General features: G+C 73.0%; 15 protein-coding genes. 12 read left to right on the top strand and 3 right to left on the bottom strand.

Translation table 11 applies throughout. From position 1 onward, the window contains the following. Positions 1–19 precede the first annotated feature (19 nt). The 9 genes from AB0J42_RS06825 (at position 20) to AB0J42_RS06785 (ending at position 9,512) form a co-directional block, all read left to right on the top strand. Positions 20–1,552: a carboxyl transferase domain-containing protein gene (locus AB0J42_RS06825; RefSeq protein ID WP_364289864.1), complete on the top strand. Its 1,533-nt coding sequence runs from the start codon at positions 20–22 to the stop codon at positions 1,550–1,552. Beyond that, positions 1,549–3,561: a biotin carboxylase N-terminal domain-containing protein gene (locus AB0J42_RS06820; protein WP_364289708.1), complete on the top strand. Its 2,013-nt coding sequence runs from the start codon at positions 1,549–1,551 to the stop codon at positions 3,559–3,561. Before AB0J42_RS06825 ends, AB0J42_RS06820 begins: the two co-directional genes overlap by 4 nt. Further along, positions 3,558–4,322 carry an enoyl-CoA hydratase-related protein gene (locus tag AB0J42_RS06815; protein WP_364289706.1) on the top strand — a complete coding sequence of 255 codons (765 nt, stop codon included), beginning with the start codon at positions 3,558–3,560 and terminating at the stop codon, positions 4,320–4,322. The genes AB0J42_RS06820 and AB0J42_RS06815 overlap by 4 nt, the downstream gene beginning before the upstream one ends. Continuing rightward, entirely contained in the window at positions 4,316–5,995 is a 1,680-nt protein-coding gene (locus AB0J42_RS06810; RefSeq protein ID WP_364289703.1) for an acyclic terpene utilization AtuA family protein, read from the top strand. The genes AB0J42_RS06815 and AB0J42_RS06810 overlap by 7 nt, the downstream gene beginning before the upstream one ends. Positions 5,996–6,028: 33 nt before the next feature. After that, a complete protein-coding gene (locus AB0J42_RS06805; RefSeq protein ID WP_364289701.1) occupies positions 6,029–6,835 on the top strand; it encodes a GNAT family N-acetyltransferase in 807 nt (268 codons plus the stop codon). A gap of 50 nt (positions 6,836–6,885) precedes the next feature. Further along, positions 6,886–7,899: a phosphotransferase family protein gene (locus AB0J42_RS06800; RefSeq protein WP_364289699.1), complete on the top strand. Its 1,014-nt coding sequence runs from the start codon at positions 6,886–6,888 to the stop codon at positions 7,897–7,899. A gap of 105 nt (positions 7,900–8,004) precedes the next feature. Next, positions 8,005–8,265 (top strand): hypothetical protein, encoded by a 261-nt coding sequence (locus AB0J42_RS06795; protein WP_364289697.1) that lies wholly within the window; start codon positions 8,005–8,007, stop codon positions 8,263–8,265. A gap of 59 nt (positions 8,266–8,324) precedes the next feature. Further along, positions 8,325–9,176 carry a helix-turn-helix transcriptional regulator gene (locus tag AB0J42_RS06790; RefSeq protein WP_364289695.1) on the top strand — a complete coding sequence of 284 codons (852 nt, stop codon included), beginning with the start codon at positions 8,325–8,327 and terminating at the stop codon, positions 9,174–9,176. 69 nt (positions 9,177–9,245) lie between these two features. Then, a complete protein-coding gene (locus tag AB0J42_RS06785; RefSeq protein ID WP_364289693.1) occupies positions 9,246–9,512 on the top strand; it encodes a hypothetical protein in 267 nt (88 codons plus the stop codon). A gap of 2 nt (positions 9,513–9,514) precedes the next feature. Here the strand turns inward: AB0J42_RS06785 and AB0J42_RS06780 are convergent, their stop codons facing one another. The 3 genes from AB0J42_RS06780 to AB0J42_RS06770 are packed head-to-tail and all read right to left on the bottom strand — an operon-like array spanning position 9,515 to position 13,122. Continuing rightward, positions 9,515–10,873 carry a HAMP domain-containing sensor histidine kinase gene (locus tag AB0J42_RS06780; RefSeq protein ID WP_364289691.1) on the bottom strand — a complete coding sequence of 453 codons (1,359 nt, stop codon included), beginning with the start codon at positions 10,871–10,873 and terminating at the stop codon, positions 9,515–9,517. Beyond that, complete coding sequence (locus tag AB0J42_RS06775; protein ID WP_364289689.1) at positions 10,870–11,568, bottom strand: response regulator transcription factor; 699 nt, start codon at positions 11,566–11,568, stop codon at positions 10,870–10,872. Before AB0J42_RS06775 ends, AB0J42_RS06780 begins: the two co-directional genes overlap by 4 nt. Before the next feature lie 45 nt (positions 11,569–11,613). Further along, positions 11,614–13,122 carry an NAD(P)/FAD-dependent oxidoreductase gene (locus tag AB0J42_RS06770; protein WP_364289687.1) on the bottom strand — a complete coding sequence of 503 codons (1,509 nt, stop codon included), beginning with the start codon at positions 13,120–13,122 and terminating at the stop codon, positions 11,614–11,616. A 703-nt stretch (positions 13,123–13,825) separates the two neighbouring features. Here AB0J42_RS06770 and AB0J42_RS06765 point away from each other — a divergent pair. The 3 genes from AB0J42_RS06765 (at position 13,826) to AB0J42_RS06755 (ending at position 18,058) form a co-directional block, all read left to right on the top strand. Beyond that, entirely contained in the window at positions 13,826–14,752 is a 927-nt protein-coding gene (locus tag AB0J42_RS06765) for a pseudouridine-5'-phosphate glycosidase (protein WP_364289685.1), read from the top strand. Then, the gene (locus AB0J42_RS06760; protein WP_364289683.1) at positions 14,749–15,690 is read left to right on the top strand and encodes a sugar kinase; all 942 of its coding nucleotides are present in this window, start codon (positions 14,749–14,751) and stop codon (positions 15,688–15,690) included. The genes AB0J42_RS06765 and AB0J42_RS06760 overlap by 4 nt, the downstream gene beginning before the upstream one ends. 73 nt (positions 15,691–15,763) lie before the next feature. Continuing rightward, positions 15,764–18,058 (top strand): hypothetical protein, encoded by a 2,295-nt coding sequence (locus tag AB0J42_RS06755; protein ID WP_364289681.1) that lies wholly within the window; start codon positions 15,764–15,766, stop codon positions 18,056–18,058. The last annotated feature ends 13 nt before the right edge of the window (positions 18,059–18,071 follow it).

Raw genomic sequence — 18,071 nt, 5'->3', positions numbered from 1 at the left:
CCGGCGCCGGCGGGAGGCGATGCTCGCCAAGCTGGCGGAGCTGGACGCCGAGCACGCCAAGGCGGTGGCGGGCGGCGGCCCCAAGTACGTCGAGCGTCACCGCGGGCGCGGCAAGCTGCTCGCCCGGGAGCGGATCGAGCTGCTGGTCGACCCGGACTCGCCGTTCCTGGAGCTGTCGCCGCTGGCCGCGTGGGGCAGCGACTTCCAGGTCGGCGCGAGCGTGGTGACCGGCATCGGGGTGATCGAGGGCGTCGAGTGCGTGATCAGCGCGAACGACCCGACGGTGCGGGGCGGCGCGTCGAACCCGTGGACGCTGCGCAAAACCCTGCGCGCCGCCGACATCGCCTTCGAGAACCGGCTGCCGTTCGTGAACCTCGTGGAGAGCGGCGGCGCCGACCTGCCGACCCAGAAGGAGATCTTCATCCCGGGTGGCCGGGTCTTCCGCGACCTGACGCGGCTGTCAGCCGCCGGGATCCCGACGATCGCGCTGGTGTTCGGCAACTCTACGGCGGGCGGCGCGTACGTGCCCGGGATGAGCGACTACACGGTGATGGTGCGGGAACGCGCCAAGGTGTTCCTGGGCGGGCCGCCGCTGGTGAAGATGGCGACCGGCGAGGAGTCCGACGACGAGTCGCTGGGCGGGGCCGAGATGCACGCCCGGGTGAGCGGCCTGGCCGACTACCTCGCCGCCGACGAACACGACGCGCTGCGCATCGGCCGCCGCATCGTCCGCTCGCTCCACTGGCGCAAGCTCGGCGCCGAGCCGATCCCGGTGCGCGAGCCCGCCTACCCGGCGGAAGAGCTGCTGGGGATCGTGCCGGAGGACCTGAGGGTGCCGTTCGACCCGCGCGAGGTGATCGCCCGGGTGGTCGACGGCAGCGAGTTCGAGGAGTTCAAGCCGCTGTACGGGGCGTCGCTGGTGACGGGGTGGGCGCGGCTGCACGGCTACCCGGTGGGCGTCCTGGCCAACGCGCGCGGGGTGCTGTTCAGCGAGGAGTCGCAGAAGGCCACCCAGTTCATCCAGTTGGCCAACCAGACCCGCACCCCGCTGATCTTCCTGCAGAACACCACCGGCTACATGGTCGGCAAGAAGTACGAGCAGGGCGGCATCATCAAGCACGGCTCGATGATGATCAACGCGGTGTCCAACTCGACGGTGCCGCACCTGACCGTGGTCATGGGCGCCTCGTACGGCGCGGGCAACTACGGGATGTGCGGTCGCGCGTACGAGCCGAGGTTCCTGTTCAGCTGGCCGAGCGCGAAGTCGGCGGTGATGGGGCCGGCGCAGCTCGCCGGGGTGCTGTCGATCGTCGGCCGCGCCGCCGCGCAGGCGCGCGGCCAGGTGTACGACGAGGAGGCGGACGCGGCGATGCGGGCGATGGTGGAGGAGCAGGTGGAGGCGGAGTCGCTGCCGTTCTTCCTGTCCGGCCGGCTCTACGACGACGGGGTGATCGACCCGCGCGACACCCGGACGGTGCTGGGGCTGTGCCTGTCGGCGGTCAACAGCGCGGCGGTGCCGGAGCGGGCCGCGTTCGGGGTGTTCCGGCCGTGATCAGGCGTCTGCTGGTGGCGAACCGGGGCGAGATCGCCCGCCGCGTCTTCCGTACCTGCCGTGAGCTGGGCGTCGAGACCGTGGCCGTCTACTCCGACGCGGACGCGGACGCGCCGCACGTGGCCGAGGCCGACCGCGCGGTGCGGCTGGACGGGGTGAGGCCCGCCGGGACGTATTTGGCGATCGGCAAGGTGATCGAGGCGTGCCGGCTGTCGGGGGCGGACGCGGTCCATCCGGGGTACGGGTTCCTGTCCGAGAACGCGGAGTTCGCCCGGGCCGTCCTGGACGCCGGGCTGACCTGGGTGGGGCCGCCGCCGGAGGCCATCTCGGCGATGGGGTCGAAGACGACGGCCAAGCGGCTGATGGCCGAGGCCGGGGTGCCGGTGCTGCCGACGCTCGACCCGGCCTCTCCCGGTGAGTTCCCGGTGCTGGTGAAGGCGGCGGCGGGGGGCGGCGGGCGCGGCATGCGGGTGGTGCGCGACCCGGGCTCGCTGGCGCGCGAGGTGGAATCGGCGCGGCGGGAGGCGGAGGCGGCGTTCGGCGACGGCGCGGTGTTCGTCGAGCCGCTGCTGGAGGGGGCCAGGCACATCGAGGTGCAGGTGCTCGCCGACCGGCACGGCACGGTGTGGGCGCTGGGCGAACGGGAGTGCAGCATCCAGCGCCGCCACCAGAAGGTCGTCGAGGAGTGCCCCTCGCCCGCGGTCACGCCGTCGCTGCGGGCCCGGCTGGAGGAGGCGGCGGTCCGGGCGGCCCGCGCGATCGGCTACGTGGGGGCGGGGACGGTCGAGTTCCTGGTCGCGGGCGAGCGGGTGGCGTTCCTGGAGATGAACACCCGGCTGCAGGTCGAGCATCCGGTGACCGAGCTGGTGTACGGGGTGGATCTGGTGCGGCTGCAGGTGGAGGTGGCCGAGGGGGCCCGCCTGCCGGACGCGCCGCCGGTCCCGCGCGGGCACGCGGTGGAGGCCCGGCTGTACGCCGAGGATGCGGCTTATCTGCCGCAGACGGGGGTGCTGCACCGGTTCGAGGTGGGCGGCGCGGTGCGGGTGGACGCGGGGGTCGAGAGCGGTTCGGTGGTATCGCCGCACTACGACGCCATGCTGGCCAAGATCGTCGGGTACGGTGCGACGCGGTCCGAGGCGCTGCGCCGGCTGGAGTCCGCGCTGCGGGGTGCCCGCCTCCACGGTGTCACCACCAACCGGGCCCAGCTCCTCCAGATCCTGACAAATCCCGCTTTCGTGCGAGGAGAGACCCACACCGGCTTCCTCGACGAACACCCGCCCGTCGCTCCCCCGCCGCCCGGCCCCCGGGAAGCGCTCGCGGCCGCCCTCGCCCTGGCCGCCGCCAACCGCGACCGCGCCCTTGTCCTGCGCAGCCTGCCCTCCGGGTGGCGCAACGTCCGCTCGCAACCCCGTACGCTCCGCTTCGAAGAGACCTCAGCCACCTACGACCCCCTCCCCCCGTCCACTCGCGCGCTCGCCGTAACCCCGCTCGACTCCAGTCGGGGGGTGTCGGGAGAAAACCGCGTGGGGCGGCTCCCTCAGTCCACTCGCGCGCTCTCCGTAGCTCCGCTCGACTCCGGTCAGGGAGTGCGGCTCCCGTCGGACACCCGGGCGCCGGCCGCATCCAGCGGCGGGGCGTATCGGGTGGTGCTCGAAGAGGATCGGGTGCGGCGGGCGTTCGAGGTGTGCTGGTACGGCGACGGCAAGGTGTACGTCGACGGCCCGGACGGGGCCGCCGTGCTGACTCCCCTGCCGCGCCTGCCCGAGCCGGTGGAGCACGTCGCCCCCGGGTCGCTGCTGGCCCCCATGCCGGGCAGCGTGCTGCGGGTGGAGGTGGCCCCGGGCGACCGGGTGGACGCGGGCACCCCGATCCTGATACTCGAAGCGATGAAGATGGAGCACGCGGTCACCGCCCCGGCGGCAGGTGTCGTCGAGGCCGTGAACGTGGAGAAGGGCCGTCAGGTCGACGCGGGCGCGGTGCTGGCGGTGATCAGGAAAGAGGAAACATGACGGAGCTGGTGCACAGGAACGTCGAGGACGGGGTCGCGACCGTGACCCTGGACTCACCGCGGAACCGCAACGCGCTGTCCGCCAGGCTCCTGGCCGACCTGGACGCTCATTTGAGGGCGGCGCTGGCCGACGACGCGGTGCGGGTGATCGTGCTGACGGGGACGGGCCCGGTGTTCTGTTCCGGCGCCGACCTCAAGGAGCAGCGCGACCCGGACTCCGCGCCGGTGACCGCGTCGATGCCGGACGTCCTGACCATGATCTGGGAGAGCCCGAAGCCGGTGGTGTGCCGCCTCAACGGCACCGCCCGCGCGGGCGGGATCGGCCTGGTGACGGCGTGCGACTTCGCGATCGCTCCCGACACGGCGACGTTCGCGTTCTCGGAGGTGCGGCTCGGCGTGGTGCCCGCCATGATCGCGGTGCCGGTGCTGCGCCGGGTGAACCCGCGGGCGGCGGCGGAGTACTTCATGACCGGCGAAGTGTTCGACGCGGCGAAGGCGGTGGAGATCGGCCTGCTCAACCGCGCGGTGCCCGAGGACGAGCTGGACTCGGCCGTACGCCACTACACCGGCATGCTCGTCAAGGGCGGCCCCGAGGCACTGGCGATCACCAAGAACCTGCTGCGCGAGCTACCCGGGGTGGAGTTCGCGGAGGGCCTGCGCCGGATGGCCGACCTGTCGGCCGAGCGGTTCACCTCCGCCGAGGGCCAGGAGGGCATCGCCGCCTTCATGGAGAAGCGCCCGCCGCGCTGGGTGCCGTGCTGAGGATCGCGAACTGCTCGGGCTTCTACGGCGACCGGCTGTCGGCGGCCCGCGAGATGGTCGAGGGCGGCCCGATCGACGTGCTCACCGGCGACTGGCTGGCCGAGCTGACCATGCTCATCCTGGCCGGGAACCGGCTCAAGGGCCGCCCCGGTTACGCGCCGACGTTCCTGCGCCAGCTTGAGGACGTCCTCGGCACCTGCCTGGAGCGCGGCATCAGGATCGTGTCCAACGCGGGCGGCCTCGACCCGGCGGGCTGCGCCGGCGCGGTGCGCGAGCTGGCCGGCCGGCTCGGCCTCTCCCCCAGGGTCGCGCACGTGTCCGGCGACGACCTCACCGGCCGCGACCTGGACCTGGTCAACGCCGACACGGGCGAGCGGCTGACGGCCGCGCCGCTCACGGCCAACGCCTACCTGGGCGGCCGTCCGATCGCCGCCGCGCTGGCGGCGGGCGCGGACGTCGTGGTGACCGGCCGCGTCACGGACGCCGCCCTGGTGACGGGCCCCGGCATCTGGCGGTACGGGTGGACACCGGACGATCTGGACCCGCTGGCGGGCTCGGTGGTCGCCGGCCACGTCATCGAGTGCGGCTGCCAGGCGACGGGCGGCAACTACGCGTTCTTCCAGGACGTCCCCGACCTGGCGCACTGCGGCTTCCCGATCGCCGAGCTGCACGCCGACGGCTCGTCCGTGATCACCAAGCATCCCGGCACGGGCGGGCTGGTCTCGGTCGGCACGGTCACGGCGCAGCTGCTGTACGAGATCGCGGGCCCGTGCTACCCCGGCCCGGACGTGGTGGCCAGGTTCGACACCATCTCCCTGGCGCCCGACGGCCCCGACCGGGTCCGGATCTCGGGCGTCCGCGGCGAGCCGCCTCCTGACACGCTCAAGGTCGCGGTCAACTACCTGGCCGGGTACCGCAACACGATGACCCTGGTGCTCACCGGGCTGGACATCGAGGAGAAGGCCCGCGTCGCGGAGGAGGCCATCTGGGCGCGGGTCCCCAAGGACTCCTTCGACGAGGTGGACGTCACGCTCACCGAGCACGGCCTGCTCCGGATCACGGTCATGGACGCCGACCGGGAGCGGGCGGGCCGGGCGTTCTCCTCCGCCGTGGTGGAGACGGGGCTGGCGAACTATCCGGGCTTCTACGGGCTCACCCCGCCCGGCCCCGCCTCGCCGTACGGGGTGTACTGGCCGGTCCTGGTGCCCGCGTCCGAGGTCCGGCCGGAGGTGTACGTGGACGGCGAGCGCATCCCGCTGGACCTGGACGCCCCGCGCGGGCAGCCCGTGGCGGACGTCCCGGCCGAGCCGGAGACCGGGCCGCAGGGGGAACCCGCGGTGCGGATGCCGCTGGGCCGGATCGCCGGGGCCCGCTCCGGCGACAAGGGCGGCAACGCCAACCTGGGCGTGTGGACCACGAGCCCGGAGCGGTACGCCTGGCTCGACGCCTATCTCACCACCGAGCGCCTGAAGTCCCTCCTCCCCGAACTGGCCCCGTACCGGGTCGACCGGCACCCGCTGCCCAACCTCAACGCGGTGAACTTCGTGGTCCACGGCCTGCTCGGCCGCGGCGTCGCCGCCAGCCCCCGGATGGACCCTCAGGCCAAGGCCCTCGGCGAGGAGCTGCGCGCCCGGCCGGTGGAGGTGCCGGCGCGGCTCGTGCAAACGGTTTGAACCCTTTACGTCCCGTACGCGAAGATGACCCGCATGTCTATCCGCCGGTTGACCCTCGACGACCTGGACGCCTGCGGGCGGCTGGCCAAGGACCGCGGCTGGCTGCCGGAGCGCCCCAAGTGGACGCTGCTGTTCGAGGTCGGCGAGGTGTACGGGATCGACGCGCCCGACGGCGACGGCCTGGCCGCGACGAACGTCCTGACCCGCTACGGCGGCGACCACGCGGTCGTCAGCATGGTGCTGACCGCCTCCCGGTACACCCGCCGGGGCCTGGCCCGGCACCTGATGGAGCACGTGCTCGCCCAGGCCGGTGACCGGGTCGTGTCGCTGCACGCCACCGAGCAGGGCAGGCCGCTCTACGAGAGCCTGGGCTTCCGCACCGTGGGCCGGGTCGCCAAGCTCACCGGCGTCTTCCGCGGCGAGCCCTCGGGGCGCACCCGCCCGGCCGCGGAGGCGGACCTCGGCGGGATCCTGGCGCTGGACGCGGAGGTGTTCGGCACGGACCGGTCGGCGCTGCTGCGGCGCATGCCCGGGTTCGGCGAGGCGGTGCGGGTGGCCGAGGGCGGGTTCGGCCACTGCTGGCGCAACGACGACAACGTGGTGATCGGGCCGGTCGTCGCCCGGGACGAGGAGACCGCCCGCGCGCTCATCGGCGACCTGGCCTCGGACGTGGGCGGCGAGGTGCGGGTGGACGTGGACCTGACTCACGACGGCCTGGTGCGGTGGGCGGGCGAGCACGGCCTCGGCGACCCGTGGGAGACCTCTCTGATGGTGTGGGGCGGGGAGCTGCCCGGCGACCGGTCACGGCAGTTCCTGCCGTTCATGCAGGCGCTCGGCTGAGGCCCGTTAGGATGAGCGTTTCCAGAATATGATTCGGGAAGGCGGCGGCCATGACCTCTGCCCACATCGACGTCAGCGCCGTCGACCTCGATGAGCTCGGCGCCTGGATGGACGAGCAGGGCCTGCCCGGGGGACCGATCACGGAGGCCGAGCCGGTCGCCGGCGGCACCCAGAACGTGATGGTCCGCTTCGAACGCGGCGGCGTCCCGTACATCCTGCGCAGACCGCCGCGGCACGCCCGCGCCAAGAGCAACGAGGTGCTGCGGCGGGAGGCCCGGGTGCTGGCCGCGCTGCGGGACACGCCGGTCGCGGCGCCCCGGCTGGTGGCGGCGCAGACGGCGCGGGAGCCGGTGTTCTACCTGATGGAGCCGGTCGACGGGTTCAACCCCTCGGTGGGGCTGCCGGAGCGGCACGCGGGCGACCCGGCGATCCGCCACCGGATGGGGCTGGAGGCAGCCTCGGCGCTGGCCGAGCTGGGGCGGGTGGATCCGGATCTGCTGCCCGGGTTCGGCAGGCCGGAGGGGTTCCTGGAGCGCCAGGTGCCGCGGTGGCTGCGCGAGCTCGACTCCTACGGCGAGCTGGACGGCTATCCCGGGCCGGACATCCCCGGGCTGGAGGAGACGGCGCGCTGGCTGGAGAGCAACCTGCCCGTGACGTTCCGGCCGGGGATCATGCACGGCGACTTCCACTTCGCGAACCTGATGTTCGCCCACGACGGGCCCCGGGTGGCGGCGATCGTCGACTGGGAGATGTGCACGATCGGCGATCCACTGCTCGACCTGGGCTGGCTGGTGGCGATGTGGCCGATGGCCGCCGGGCACGTGCCCGGTCTCGCCTCGCCGCGCGAGATCGTCGCCTGTTACGCGGCGCTGTCCGACCGCGATCTGTCCGCCGTCGACTGGTACGCGGTCATGGCCTGCTTCAAGCTGGGCATCGTGCTCGAAGGCACACATGCCAGGGCATTCTCCGGAAAAGCGCCCAAAGACATCGGCGACCTGCTGCACGCCGCCACACTCGACCTTTTCGCCCGTGCGGCGCACATCATCCGCAACTCCCTCGATTGATGCCCATAGCATCCGATGTCCTGATTTTCCGGATAACGATCACAGACACCGCCTCGACCCGTACAATTGCGCGCAATTGCTGACGTAGTTCGGGGAAGGATCGTCATGCGGATGCGGTTCCTGGGGTCCACGTCGGAGGCCGGCGCCTGCCCGACCCTGTACGAGACGGACCGCGGCACGATCGTCGTCCAGGGGCTCCAGGTCACGGACGCGCAGGCCCTCGCCGATCTGCGGGACGTGCTCGACGGCGAGACGGCGGTCGAGGTGCCCCGCGAGCTCATCACCGAGATCGCCGCCCGGGTTCTGCCCGAAATCACGGCAACCGCTTTCCCGACCAGCGGCGGCGCACAACCCGCAACCGGTTGATCACAATTGCGGGATAGGGTCTGGCATGATCCGGGAACAGAGGTCTAGCCTCTGACGGCGTGAGCTCGTTTCAGCAGGCCCGCATCGACCTCGGCCGCCAGCTCCGCCAGTTACGCGAGGCCGCCGGCCTGTCCGGCAAGGAGCTCGCCCAGCGCCTCCACTGGCAGCCGTCGAAGGTCTCCCGCCTGGAGAACGCGCGCCAGACGGCCACGGAGGACGACGTGGTGCGCTGGGCCCAGGCCGCCTCGGTGCCGCCGCGGACCACCGACCTGCTGATCCAGCAGGCCATCGCGCTGGTGGAGCGGCACGACGGCTGGAAGCAGCGCCACCGCAGCGGCCTGGCCGCCATCCAGGAGGACATGCGCGACCTGGAGTCCCGCACCAAGCTGTTCCGCGCCTTCGAGCCGGGCATCCTGGTCGGCCTGCTGCAGACGGCCGAGTACGCGCGGCACGTGTTCAGCAAGGTCAAGCGCCTCTACAGCGCCCCCGACCAGATCGACGCGGCGGTGCGGGTGCGCATGCAGCGCCAGGAGATCCTCTACGACCGCACGCGCACGTTCCGGTTCGTGGTCCTGGAGGGCGCGCTGCACACCCGGCTGGCCCCGGCCGACGTCATGCGGGGCCAGCTCGACCGGCTGCTGGCCGTCAGCACGCTGCCGAACGTCCAGTTCGGCGTCATCCCCTTCAACCAGGAACTGCCCGCCAACCCGGTGCACGGCTTCTGGATCTTCAACGAGGCCCTGGTCACGGTCGGCACCCTGACGAAGGACCTGCTCCTGCGGGACCCGGACGACATCGCCTTCTACACCGGGGCCTTCGACGACTTCGCCGCGGCGGCCCGCTTCGACGACCAGGGGCGTGACATCATCATCAGAGTTCTTGACCAGTACAGAAAAGATTCAGCACTTTAACCCTCGCAATTGCTTGCCCTCCGACCAAGATCGTGCAATTCTTTGCCCGAGACGCCGCGGAGGTGATGCATGATGCGAGATGTCGCGCTCTGCCTCGAGCAATTCGCCCGGCATGCGCGCCGCCATGCTGACCTGTCGGTTCAGGACGTCTCGCTGTCCAGCGATCCCGCGTACGTCTCCGTACGCAACCGCTTCTCCGACACGCTCGCCGAGACCGTCACCTGCTCCGATGACGGCATCTTCGTCACCTCGTGGGGCTACCGGCTCGGCACCGCCGACGACGTGGAGGCCGCCGCCGCCCGTCTCGCCTTCCTGCTGGCCGCGCTGCCCGCCTGACCTCACGCGTCGCGGGCGACCCGGCCCGGCAGCGTCATGATCGCGATCACTCCCCCGCCGTCGGCGTTGCGCACGTCCACCCGCCCGCCCGCCTCCGCGACCGCCTGGGCGACGATGGCCAGCCCCAGCCCGGAGCCGGGCAGCGACCGGGCCGCGGGCGAGCGCCAGAACCTCTCGAACACGTGCGGCAGGTCCTCCTCCGGAATGCCTGGCCCGTGGTCCCGCACTGTCAGCACGCCCTCCCTGAGGGTGACCTCCACCTGGCTGTCCGGGCTGAACTTGGCCGCGTTGTCGATGAGGTTGAGCACCGCCCGCTCCAGCGACGCGGCGCCGCCGACCACGTACCAGGGCTCCAGGTCGGCGGTGACCTCCGCGCCGCGCAGCCGCGCCCGCTCGACGGCGGCGGTGACCACGTCCTGGAAGGCGAGCTCGGCGTGCGGCTCGTGGTCGGTGTCGCCGCGGGCGAGCTGCAGCAGGTCGCCGACGAGCGTGGACAGCTCGGCGAACTGCGCCTTGAGGTTGACCAGCAGCCGCTCCTTCGCCGCCGGGTCGAGGCTGCGGCCGGTCTGCTCGCTGCGCAGCAGCAGGTCGATGTTGGTGCGCAGGGTGGTGAGCGGGGTGCGCAGCTCGTGCCCTGCGTCGGCGACGAGCTGCCGCTGCCGGTCGCGGGAGCCCGCCAGCGCGGCCGTCATCGCGTTGAAGGAGGCGCTCAGGCGGGCGATCTCGTCGCCGCCCTCGACCGGGATCCGGGTGTCGAGGTCCTCGGTCTGCGCTATGTGCTCGACCGCGCTGGTCAGGCGGCCCACCGGGCGCAGCGCGGCACGGGAGACGAGCAGCCCGACCGAGGCGGCGACCAGCACGCCGAGCGCGGCGACTCCGGCCAGCAGGACCGTCACGCGGCGCAGCGTGTCGTGGATCTCCTCCACCGGCCGGCCGACGACGAACGCGGCGTCGGTGTCGACGTTCCTGATGTAGACGCGCAGCGGGGTGCCGTCGTCGGCGTGGCCGTTGTAGAACTCCCACTGGCCGTAGATGCCGGCGGCGATGCGCCGCTCGCGCCAGGTGACCTTGATCGCGGTGTTGCCCATGACGCAGCGGTCGCCGCCGGGGAAGACGATCTGCATCGGCTCGGCGAACGCGGGATGCCCGTCCAGGCTGGCCGCCGGCTCGGGCGAGCAGTTGCGCACCGCCCCCTGCATGGCCTTGATGGGCACCGCGATGTCCCGCAGCGACTTGTTGAGCTGCCAGGACAGCTCGCGGCGGACGAAGTACCAGCAGCCCACGGCGGAGACCGCCACCGCTATCGCCACGGCGGCGGCGACCAGGAGCGTCAGGCGGGAACGCAGGCTGCGCTTTCTCATGGGGAGCCTCTGAGCACGTAGCCGACGCCGCGCACGGTCTGTATGACGCGCGGCTCGCCGCCGGCCTCGGTCTTGCGCCGCAGGTACATGACGTACACGTCGAGCGAGTTGGAGCTGGGCTCGAAGTCGAAGCCCCACACCTCCGACAGGATCTGGTCGCGGGTCAGCACCTGGCGGGGGTGGGTCATGAACAGCTCCAGCAGCAGGTACTCGGTCCTGGTCAGGTCCAGCCGCCGGCTGCCCCTGGTGACCTCGCGGGTCACCTGGTCCATCCGCAGGTCGCCGTAGGTCAGCGTGTCGCCGGGCGCGTTCGGGCCGTTGAGCGCGCCGCGCCGCAGCAGGGCGCGCACCCGGGCCAGCAGCTCGTCCAGCTCGAACGGCTTGACCAGGTAGTCGTCGGCGCCCGCGTCCAGGCCGGACACGCGGTCGCCGACGGCGTCGCGGGCGGTGAGCATGAGCACGGGCACGTGGTTGCCGGCCGCCCGCAGCCGGCGGCACGCGGTCAGCCCGTCGAGGCGGGGCATCATGACGTCGAGCAGCACGGCGTCGTAGGCCTGCCGGGCCACCTCGCCCAGGGCGGCCATCCCGTCGTCGGCGGTGGTGACCCGGTAGCCCTCGAACTCCAGGCTCGACTGCAGCGCCTCGCGCAGCGCGGGCTCGTCGTCCACCACCAGTAACCGGGCGCCCTCGTTCATGCGCCCTACGCTAGAACAACAATCTGAGAGCCTGATGAAGGCAGGTCAGCGCCCCAGCACCGCCATCGCCGCGTTGTGCCCGGGGATGCCGCTCACGCCGCCGCCGCGCCGGGCGCCCGCCCCGCACAGCAGGATGCGCTCGTGCCCGGTCTCCACGCCCCAGCCGCCCTCCTCCCCGTACGGCCAGCTCAGGTCGCGGTGGAAGATGTGCCCGCCGGGCAGGCCCGCCTCGTTCTCCAGGTCGACGGGGGACTTGGCCTCGACGCACAGGGTGCCGTCGGGGGCGCGCAGCAGGCAGTCCTCGATCGGCTCGGCGAGCACCTCGTTGATCGACGCCAGGGTGGCGCTCAGTGCGCGCTCCCGCGCCCCGTCCGGGTCCTCGCGGAACAGCCGGGCGGGCATGTGCAGGCCGAACAGCGTCATCGTCTCGGCCTTGCCGCGCAGCCCGGGACCGAGGATGGACGGGTCGGTGAGCGAGTGGCAGTAGACCTCGGCGGGCGGCAGGTCGGGGATCTCGCCGCGGGCCGCCTGGGCGTGGGCGCGGGCGAGCTGGTCGCGGCTCTCGTTGATGTGGAACGTCCCGCTGAACGCCGCCGCCGGGTCCACGTCCTGGTCCTTCAGCCTGGGGAGCCTGCTGAGCACCATGTTGACCTTGAGCTGGGCGCCCTCCGGGGTGCCGCCCGGCTCCCCGCCCAGCAGCCGGTCGAGGGTCGCGGGCGGCAGGTTGACCAGGACGTGGCCGCCGGTGACCGTGTGCTCGCGGTCGTCCGTACGGAAGGTCACCTCGCCGGACGGGGCGATGCCGATGATCTCGGCGCCGGTCCTGATCTCCGCACCGGCCGCGCGGGCGGCGCTCTCCAGCGCGCCCGAGACGGCGCCCATGCCGCCCACCGGGACGTTCCACTCGCCGGTGCCGTCGCCGATCACGTGGTAGAGGAAGCAGCGGTTGGCCAGCAGGTCGGTGGCCGGGTCGGCGAACGTGCCGATCAGCGCGTCGGTGAGCACCACGCCGCGCACCACGTCGTCGGCGAACCGCTCCTCCACCACCTCGCCGATGGGGCGGGCGAACAGGTCGCGCCAGGCCTCCGCGCCGACCAGCTTCTCCACCTCGGCCGCCGGTCGCAGCGGCGCCAGCAGCGTCGGCGCCAGCGCCTGCGCGGCCTGCGCCGTCATGCCGTAGAACGCCTCCCAGGCCGCGTGGTCGGCCTCGCCGCCGGTGACGGCCCGGAACGACGCCCTGGTGCGGTCCGCGTCCTCGCCGTCGACGAGCAGCCCGGTCGTGCCCACGGGCGTGTACGAGGCGTAACGGCGGCGGCGCAGCTCCAGCTTCAGGCCCAGATCCTTGACGATCTTCGTCGGCAGCAGGCTGACCAGATAGGAGTACCGCGACAACCGGACGTCCACCCCGGGAAACGGCTGGGCCGAGATCGCCAGCCCGCCCGTGTGGTCCTGCTTCTCCAGCACCAGCACCCGCCGCCCGGCCCGCGCCAGATACGCCGCCGCTACCAGCCCGTTATGCCCGCCTCCGGCGACGACCACGTCATAAGTCCCCATTCCAGGCACTTTAAGACCTCCCCTCCCGATCCCGCCATCACCGCCCCTCTGAGGTAACGCTTCGGTTGAACTGAGGGGAGGCAGACCCGCCATCGCCGCCTCTCCCGCCATCACCTTCATCCGCGCCTCCCGCCACCTCCACGCCGCACACGCCGCCCCGTAAGACATCGGCGGCCTCCCCGACTTCGACAGCTCGGTGTCGAACGCGCAGCGGCACGTCTGACGCGCCCTCATCTGCCCCGTGACCGGCCGACTCCGCCACGCCAGCCTGAGGGGATCGCGCCATCGATCGGCGCCGCACGCGCCACCAGCCGAGCGCGGCGCGTCGGGTGAGTCCTCTCCTATCGCCGCCACGACACCCGACCACGCGAGCACGGCGCGGCGCGTGAGTTCTCTCTGTCGGCACCGTCGATGCCCGACCACGCGAGCCCGATTTTCGAGGTGGCGCTTCGGTTGTGCGGAGGGGAGGCAGACCTCGCACTATCTCGGAGCGGTGTCTTCGACGACACCCCTGTCATCTGACGGGGGTGGTGTGGCCGGTGAGTCCTGTGGGGACGGGGGTACTCGGGCAGGGGGTGGGGCCGTCCGGTCCGAGTGGACGTCGGGGCGGTCCGGCCGTACGCTGCTCTGTTCGGAACAAAATCCGCGAACCGCGCCGTTCCGGCTATGCGCCACAAGCCTCTCAAAGGAGCACGAAAGACACATGCGCCCCACCGCCGACTCCCTTATCCGGCCGTCCGACGAGGTAGCCGAGGCCCTCGACTCGGGCGCGCCGGTCGTCGCGCTGGAGTCCACGATCATCTCGCACGGGCTGCCCCAGCCCCGCAACCTCCAGGTCGCGCGTGAGCTGGAGGAGATCGTACGGAGCGCGGGCGCGGTACCCGCGACGATCGCGGTACTCGACGGCGTGGCCAGGGTGGGCCTGAGCGAGGCGGAGCTGGAGCGGATCGCGACGGAGCCGGGCCTGCGGAAGCTGAGCCAGCGCGACCTGCCGCTGGCGTCGGCGCTGAAGGCCAGCGGCGCGACCACGGTGGCGGCGACGTCGTTCCTGGCGGCCCGGGCGGGCGTGCGGGTGTTCGCGACCGGCGGCCTGGGCGGGGTGCACCGCGGCTGGACGGTGGACCAGGACGAGTCCGCCGACCTGGACACGCTGGCCAGGACCCGCATCACGGTGGTCTGCGCGGGCGTCAAGTCGATCCTGGACGTGCCGGCGACGCTGCAGCGCCTGGAGACGCGCGGCGTGACCGTGGCGGGCTACCGGACCGACGAGTTCCCCGGTTTCTACCTGCACTCCTCCGGCCGTCCCGTGGAATGGCGGATCGAGAAGCCCGAGGACGCGGCGGCCGTCATGCGCGGCCAGGACGCGTTCGGCGGCCAGGAGACGGCGCTGATCGTGGCCAACCCGGTCCCCGAGGACCAGCAGCTCGACCCCGCCCTGCACGACCGCGTGCTCACCGAGGCCCTGGCCGCCGCCGAGAGCCAGGGCGTCACGGGGCAGGCGATCACCCCGTTCCTGCTGGACTACCTGGTCCGCGGTACCGGAGGCGCCTCCCTGGAGGCCAACCTGGCCGCCGTCCGCGGCAACACCGCCCTCGCCGCCGAGATCGCCGCCGCCTGGTCTCGATCGTGAACGCCAAGGGGCTGCTGGTCATCGGCGACGTGGTCACCGACGTGGTGGCCCGGCACGGCGCCACGTTCATGTCGGGCCCCGGCGCCCCCTCCGACATCACCGCCGACATCGTGCTGCGCCCCGGCGGGTCCGGCGCCAACACCGCCGCCTGGGCGGCCTCGCTGGGCGTCGAGGCGAGCCTGCTGGCCCGCTGCGGGTACGACAGCAGCGAGTGGCACATCGCCGAGCTGACCAAGACCGGGGTACGCCCGCACGTCCGGGTGGACGCCGCCAACCCGACCGCCGTGGTCATCTCCATGGTCGACAGCACCGGCGAGCGGTCCATGCTGACCAACCGCGGCGCCGCCGACCAGATCTCCCCCCTCGACTGGGACGACGCGCTCCTGGACGGCGTGGCCCGCCTGCACGTCTCCGGTTACACGCTGTTCAGCGAGCCGGGCCTGGCCCTGGCGAGGCTGGCGATGGCCCGGGCGACCAGCGCCGGGATCCCCATCAGCGTGGATCCGGCCTCGACGGGGCCGCTCGCCGAGTTCGGCCTGACGCGCTTCCTCGGCGAGACGTCGCTCGCCGGGGTGATCTTCCCGAACCGTGACGAAGCTCTCCTTCTCAGCGGCGCCGCCACGCCCGAGCGGGCCGCCGAGACGCTCAGCGAACGGTACGGGACGGCGGTCGTGAAGCTGGGCTCCGAGGGCGCCCTCGTGGCGGCCGGCGGGCAGATCGTGGCCAAGGCGGGCGCCGCGCCCGCGGAGACCGTGGACTCGACAGGGGCGGGCGACGCGTTCGCCGCGGGTTACCTCGCCGCCACCCTGTCGGGAGCGAGCGAAAGAGAGGCCTTGGAGACAGGTTGCCGTGCGGGTGCCGAGTGTGTGGCCCTGGTGGGGGGTCGTCCACGGTACGGTTTGGACATGAAGCGCCTTTACCCTATTCACACCGATTGATAGCTTGCCGCGTAGGCTGCACCACGAGTCACACCCGCACCGCGGCTCACTTGGGGAGGATAAGGTCCCGCCAATGGACGTCGAGTCAGCGATCTGCCTGAGCGACCTGGTCCCTGCCCTGCGCTGGAGCCGGCCGCAGCAGGTCGCGGAGGCGTTGTCCGACCCTCGTCTGCCGTCCTCGTGGTGGTCGTCGATGGCGCTGCCGAAGGCCGTCGAGGCGGCCGGGCTCGACTGGATGTGCGAGCGGCTGGCGCTGCTGGCCTCCTCCCGCTGGGACCATCTGTCCCTCGGTGACGTGCTGCCCGCGCTGGCGCTGCATCCGATCGACCCGACGCTGCCCGGCTACCCGGAGCCCGCCAGGACGGCGATCCTGGGCCTGGGCGGCTGGCACCGGCTGCGCCGTCTCTCTCCCGGTGATCTGAAGACGCCGGGCTCCTCGCCGGAGACCGTGCTCGGGTCGCTGTTCCGCGAAGTGCTCGGCAGCCTGACCCGGCCCCAGGCGGCCGCCGGGCATCCCGAGGTCACCCGGCCGGTCCAGTCCCGCGCCTCCGGCACCGGCCCCTTCCCCGTCGCCGGGGAGGGTGGTCCGCGTCCCGGCACCGGTTCCTTCCCCGCCGTCGGCGAACGCCCGGCCGCCGCGTACGAGGGCTCCGGGGCCTCCGCCCCGGGCGAGCCGCTGCCGCAGCGCCGTGACGGCACGGGCTCCTTCCCCAGGGTGGGCGACGGGCCGCGCCCGGCGAGCGAACCCCAGCTCCCCGCGGCCTCCTTCCAGGCGGAGGGTCAGCAGCCCTCCGGCGAGACCTCGCGCTCCACGGGCTCCTTCCCCGCGGTCGGCCAGGACCGGCCCGGCACGGGACCCTTCCCCGTCGCAGGCCAGGAACCGCCTGCCACCGGCCCGTTCCCCGGGCAGGACCGGCCCGCCACAGGCTCTTTTCCCGCCGCGGGCCAGGACCGACCGGGCACGGGTTCCTTCCCCGCGGTCGGCCAGGACCGGCCCGGGACGGGTTCCTTCCCCGCGGTCGGCCAGGACCGGCCCGGGACGGGTTCCTTCCCCGCGGTCGGCCAGGACCGGCCGGGGACGGGCTCCTTCCCCGCGCAGGATCGGCGGGCCACGGGTTCCTTCCCGGCCGTCGGCCAGGACGGGGGCGAGGCCCGGCGGGCCACCGGCTCCTTCCCTGCCGTGGGCGGGCAGAATCCGCTGCCGCAGCGCCCCACCGCGGCGCAGGACGCCTCCGGCCCGCAGACCGGCTCCGTGCCCGCCTACGCCGGCGGCGCCCCGCAGAGCGCCCCGGTGCCGTCCGACACCGACCACGCGATGGTCCGGGTCGTGGACAGCCTGTTCCGCGGCCTGAACAAGCTGGAGCTGGCCGTGGCCGTGCACCGCCTGTTCGCCGAGGACCCGATCAGCCTGCGCACGCTCGCGCACAAGATGCTCGTCGAGCGCGAGGTCCTGTCCCTCGCCCAGCGCACCGCCGAGGAGCGGGTGCTCACCTGGCTGCGTTCGTCGGAGTCGGCCCCGGTCACCGGGCACATGTTCCGGCTCACCGAGTGGCTGGGCGCCGCGGCGACCGAGGAGCAGCTGATCGGCGCCGACCCGGCCCACCCGGCGATGGTCCCGTCGCTGCGCACGCCGCTGTGGCGGGTGCTGGTCACGCTCATGCCGGACCGCCGCCTCCAGGACGGCTGGCTCGTCGTGGGCGACATCCAGGGCCTTCAGGCGCGTACCCGCCGGCTGCTGGCGTCGGCCGCGCCGGACGCGGACCCGGTGGCGCTCATGGCGGAGCTGGGCATCCGCGCCCACTCGGCCAAGGCGTGGCTGGACGCGCTGCCGTCCGAGCCGGTCAGCGACCCGGTGGCGCCGTCCGCCCCCGCCGCCGCGCCGCAGCCGCTGCCGCGCCGCACCCCGGGCGCGAACGGGCACCACCACCGGGGCGGCCAGCCGATCCCGCCCGCCGAGACCGGCTCGATCGACCCGTCGGCCGCGCTCGCGACGCTGTCGGCCCTGTCGAACGGCCGCTCGCCGATGCTCCAGGGCCACCTGGCCGGCACCCCGGCCACTCCCCCGCCGCCGCTGCCGAGCCCGTCGGCGGACCCGCGCCGCTGGCAGCGCATCGAGGTCAAGCCCGAGCATCTGCGCGGCGGCCCGGTGCCGGTGCCGCAGAACTACGCGGCCCAGCTCGGCATGCGCCCCGGCACGCTGCTGTCGGTGACCGGCCCGGGCGACAACGCGATCGTGCTGGTGTGGCAGGGTCAGCAGCCGGTCTTCGACTCGCTCCAGCCGGTGCTGATGCGTCTCAACGCCCGCCCCGGCGACCAGGTGTACGTGACGGTCGACGGCTACCGCCTGGAGGCCCAGCTGACGGGCTGACCCGTCTCAACAG

It is taken from the genome of Nonomuraea sp. NPDC049649 (assembly GCF_040675175.1).
Lineage (GTDB): Bacteria > Actinomycetota > Actinomycetes > Streptosporangiales > Streptosporangiaceae > Nonomuraea.
The sequence above is the reverse complement of the archived record's forward strand: the minus strand, read 5'-3'. Positions and strand labels throughout refer to the sequence as shown.

Excerpts from the sequence above, each read along its gene's own strand:
- AB0J42_RS06825 (WP_364289864.1), top strand. The coding sequence starts at position 20 with ATGCTCGCCAAGCTGGCGGAGCTGGACGCCGAGCACGCCAAGGCGGTG.
- AB0J42_RS06815 (WP_364289706.1), top strand. The coding sequence starts at position 3,558 with ATGACGGAGCTGGTGCACAGGAACGTCGAGGACGGGGTCGCGACCGTG.
- AB0J42_RS06805 (WP_364289701.1), top strand. The coding sequence starts at position 6,029 with ATGTCTATCCGCCGGTTGACCCTCGACGACCTGGACGCCTGCGGGCGG.
- AB0J42_RS06800 (WP_364289699.1), top strand. The coding sequence starts at position 6,886 with ATGACCTCTGCCCACATCGACGTCAGCGCCGTCGACCTCGATGAGCTC.
- AB0J42_RS06795 (WP_364289697.1), top strand. The coding sequence starts at position 8,005 with ATGCGGATGCGGTTCCTGGGGTCCACGTCGGAGGCCGGCGCCTGCCCG.
- AB0J42_RS06785 (WP_364289693.1), top strand. The coding sequence starts at position 9,246 with ATGATGCGAGATGTCGCGCTCTGCCTCGAGCAATTCGCCCGGCATGCG.
- AB0J42_RS06780 (WP_364289691.1), bottom strand. The coding sequence starts at position 10,873 with ATGAGAAAGCGCAGCCTGCGTTCCCGCCTGACGCTCCTGGTCGCCGCC.
- AB0J42_RS06775 (WP_364289689.1), bottom strand. The coding sequence starts at position 11,568 with ATGAACGAGGGCGCCCGGTTACTGGTGGTGGACGACGAGCCCGCGCTG.
- AB0J42_RS06770 (WP_364289687.1), bottom strand. The coding sequence starts at position 13,122 with ATGGGGACTTATGACGTGGTCGTCGCCGGAGGCGGGCATAACGGGCTG.
- AB0J42_RS06765 (WP_364289685.1), top strand. The coding sequence starts at position 13,826 with ATGCGCCCCACCGCCGACTCCCTTATCCGGCCGTCCGACGAGGTAGCC.
- AB0J42_RS06755 (WP_364289681.1), top strand. The coding sequence starts at position 15,764 with ATGGACGTCGAGTCAGCGATCTGCCTGAGCGACCTGGTCCCTGCCCTG.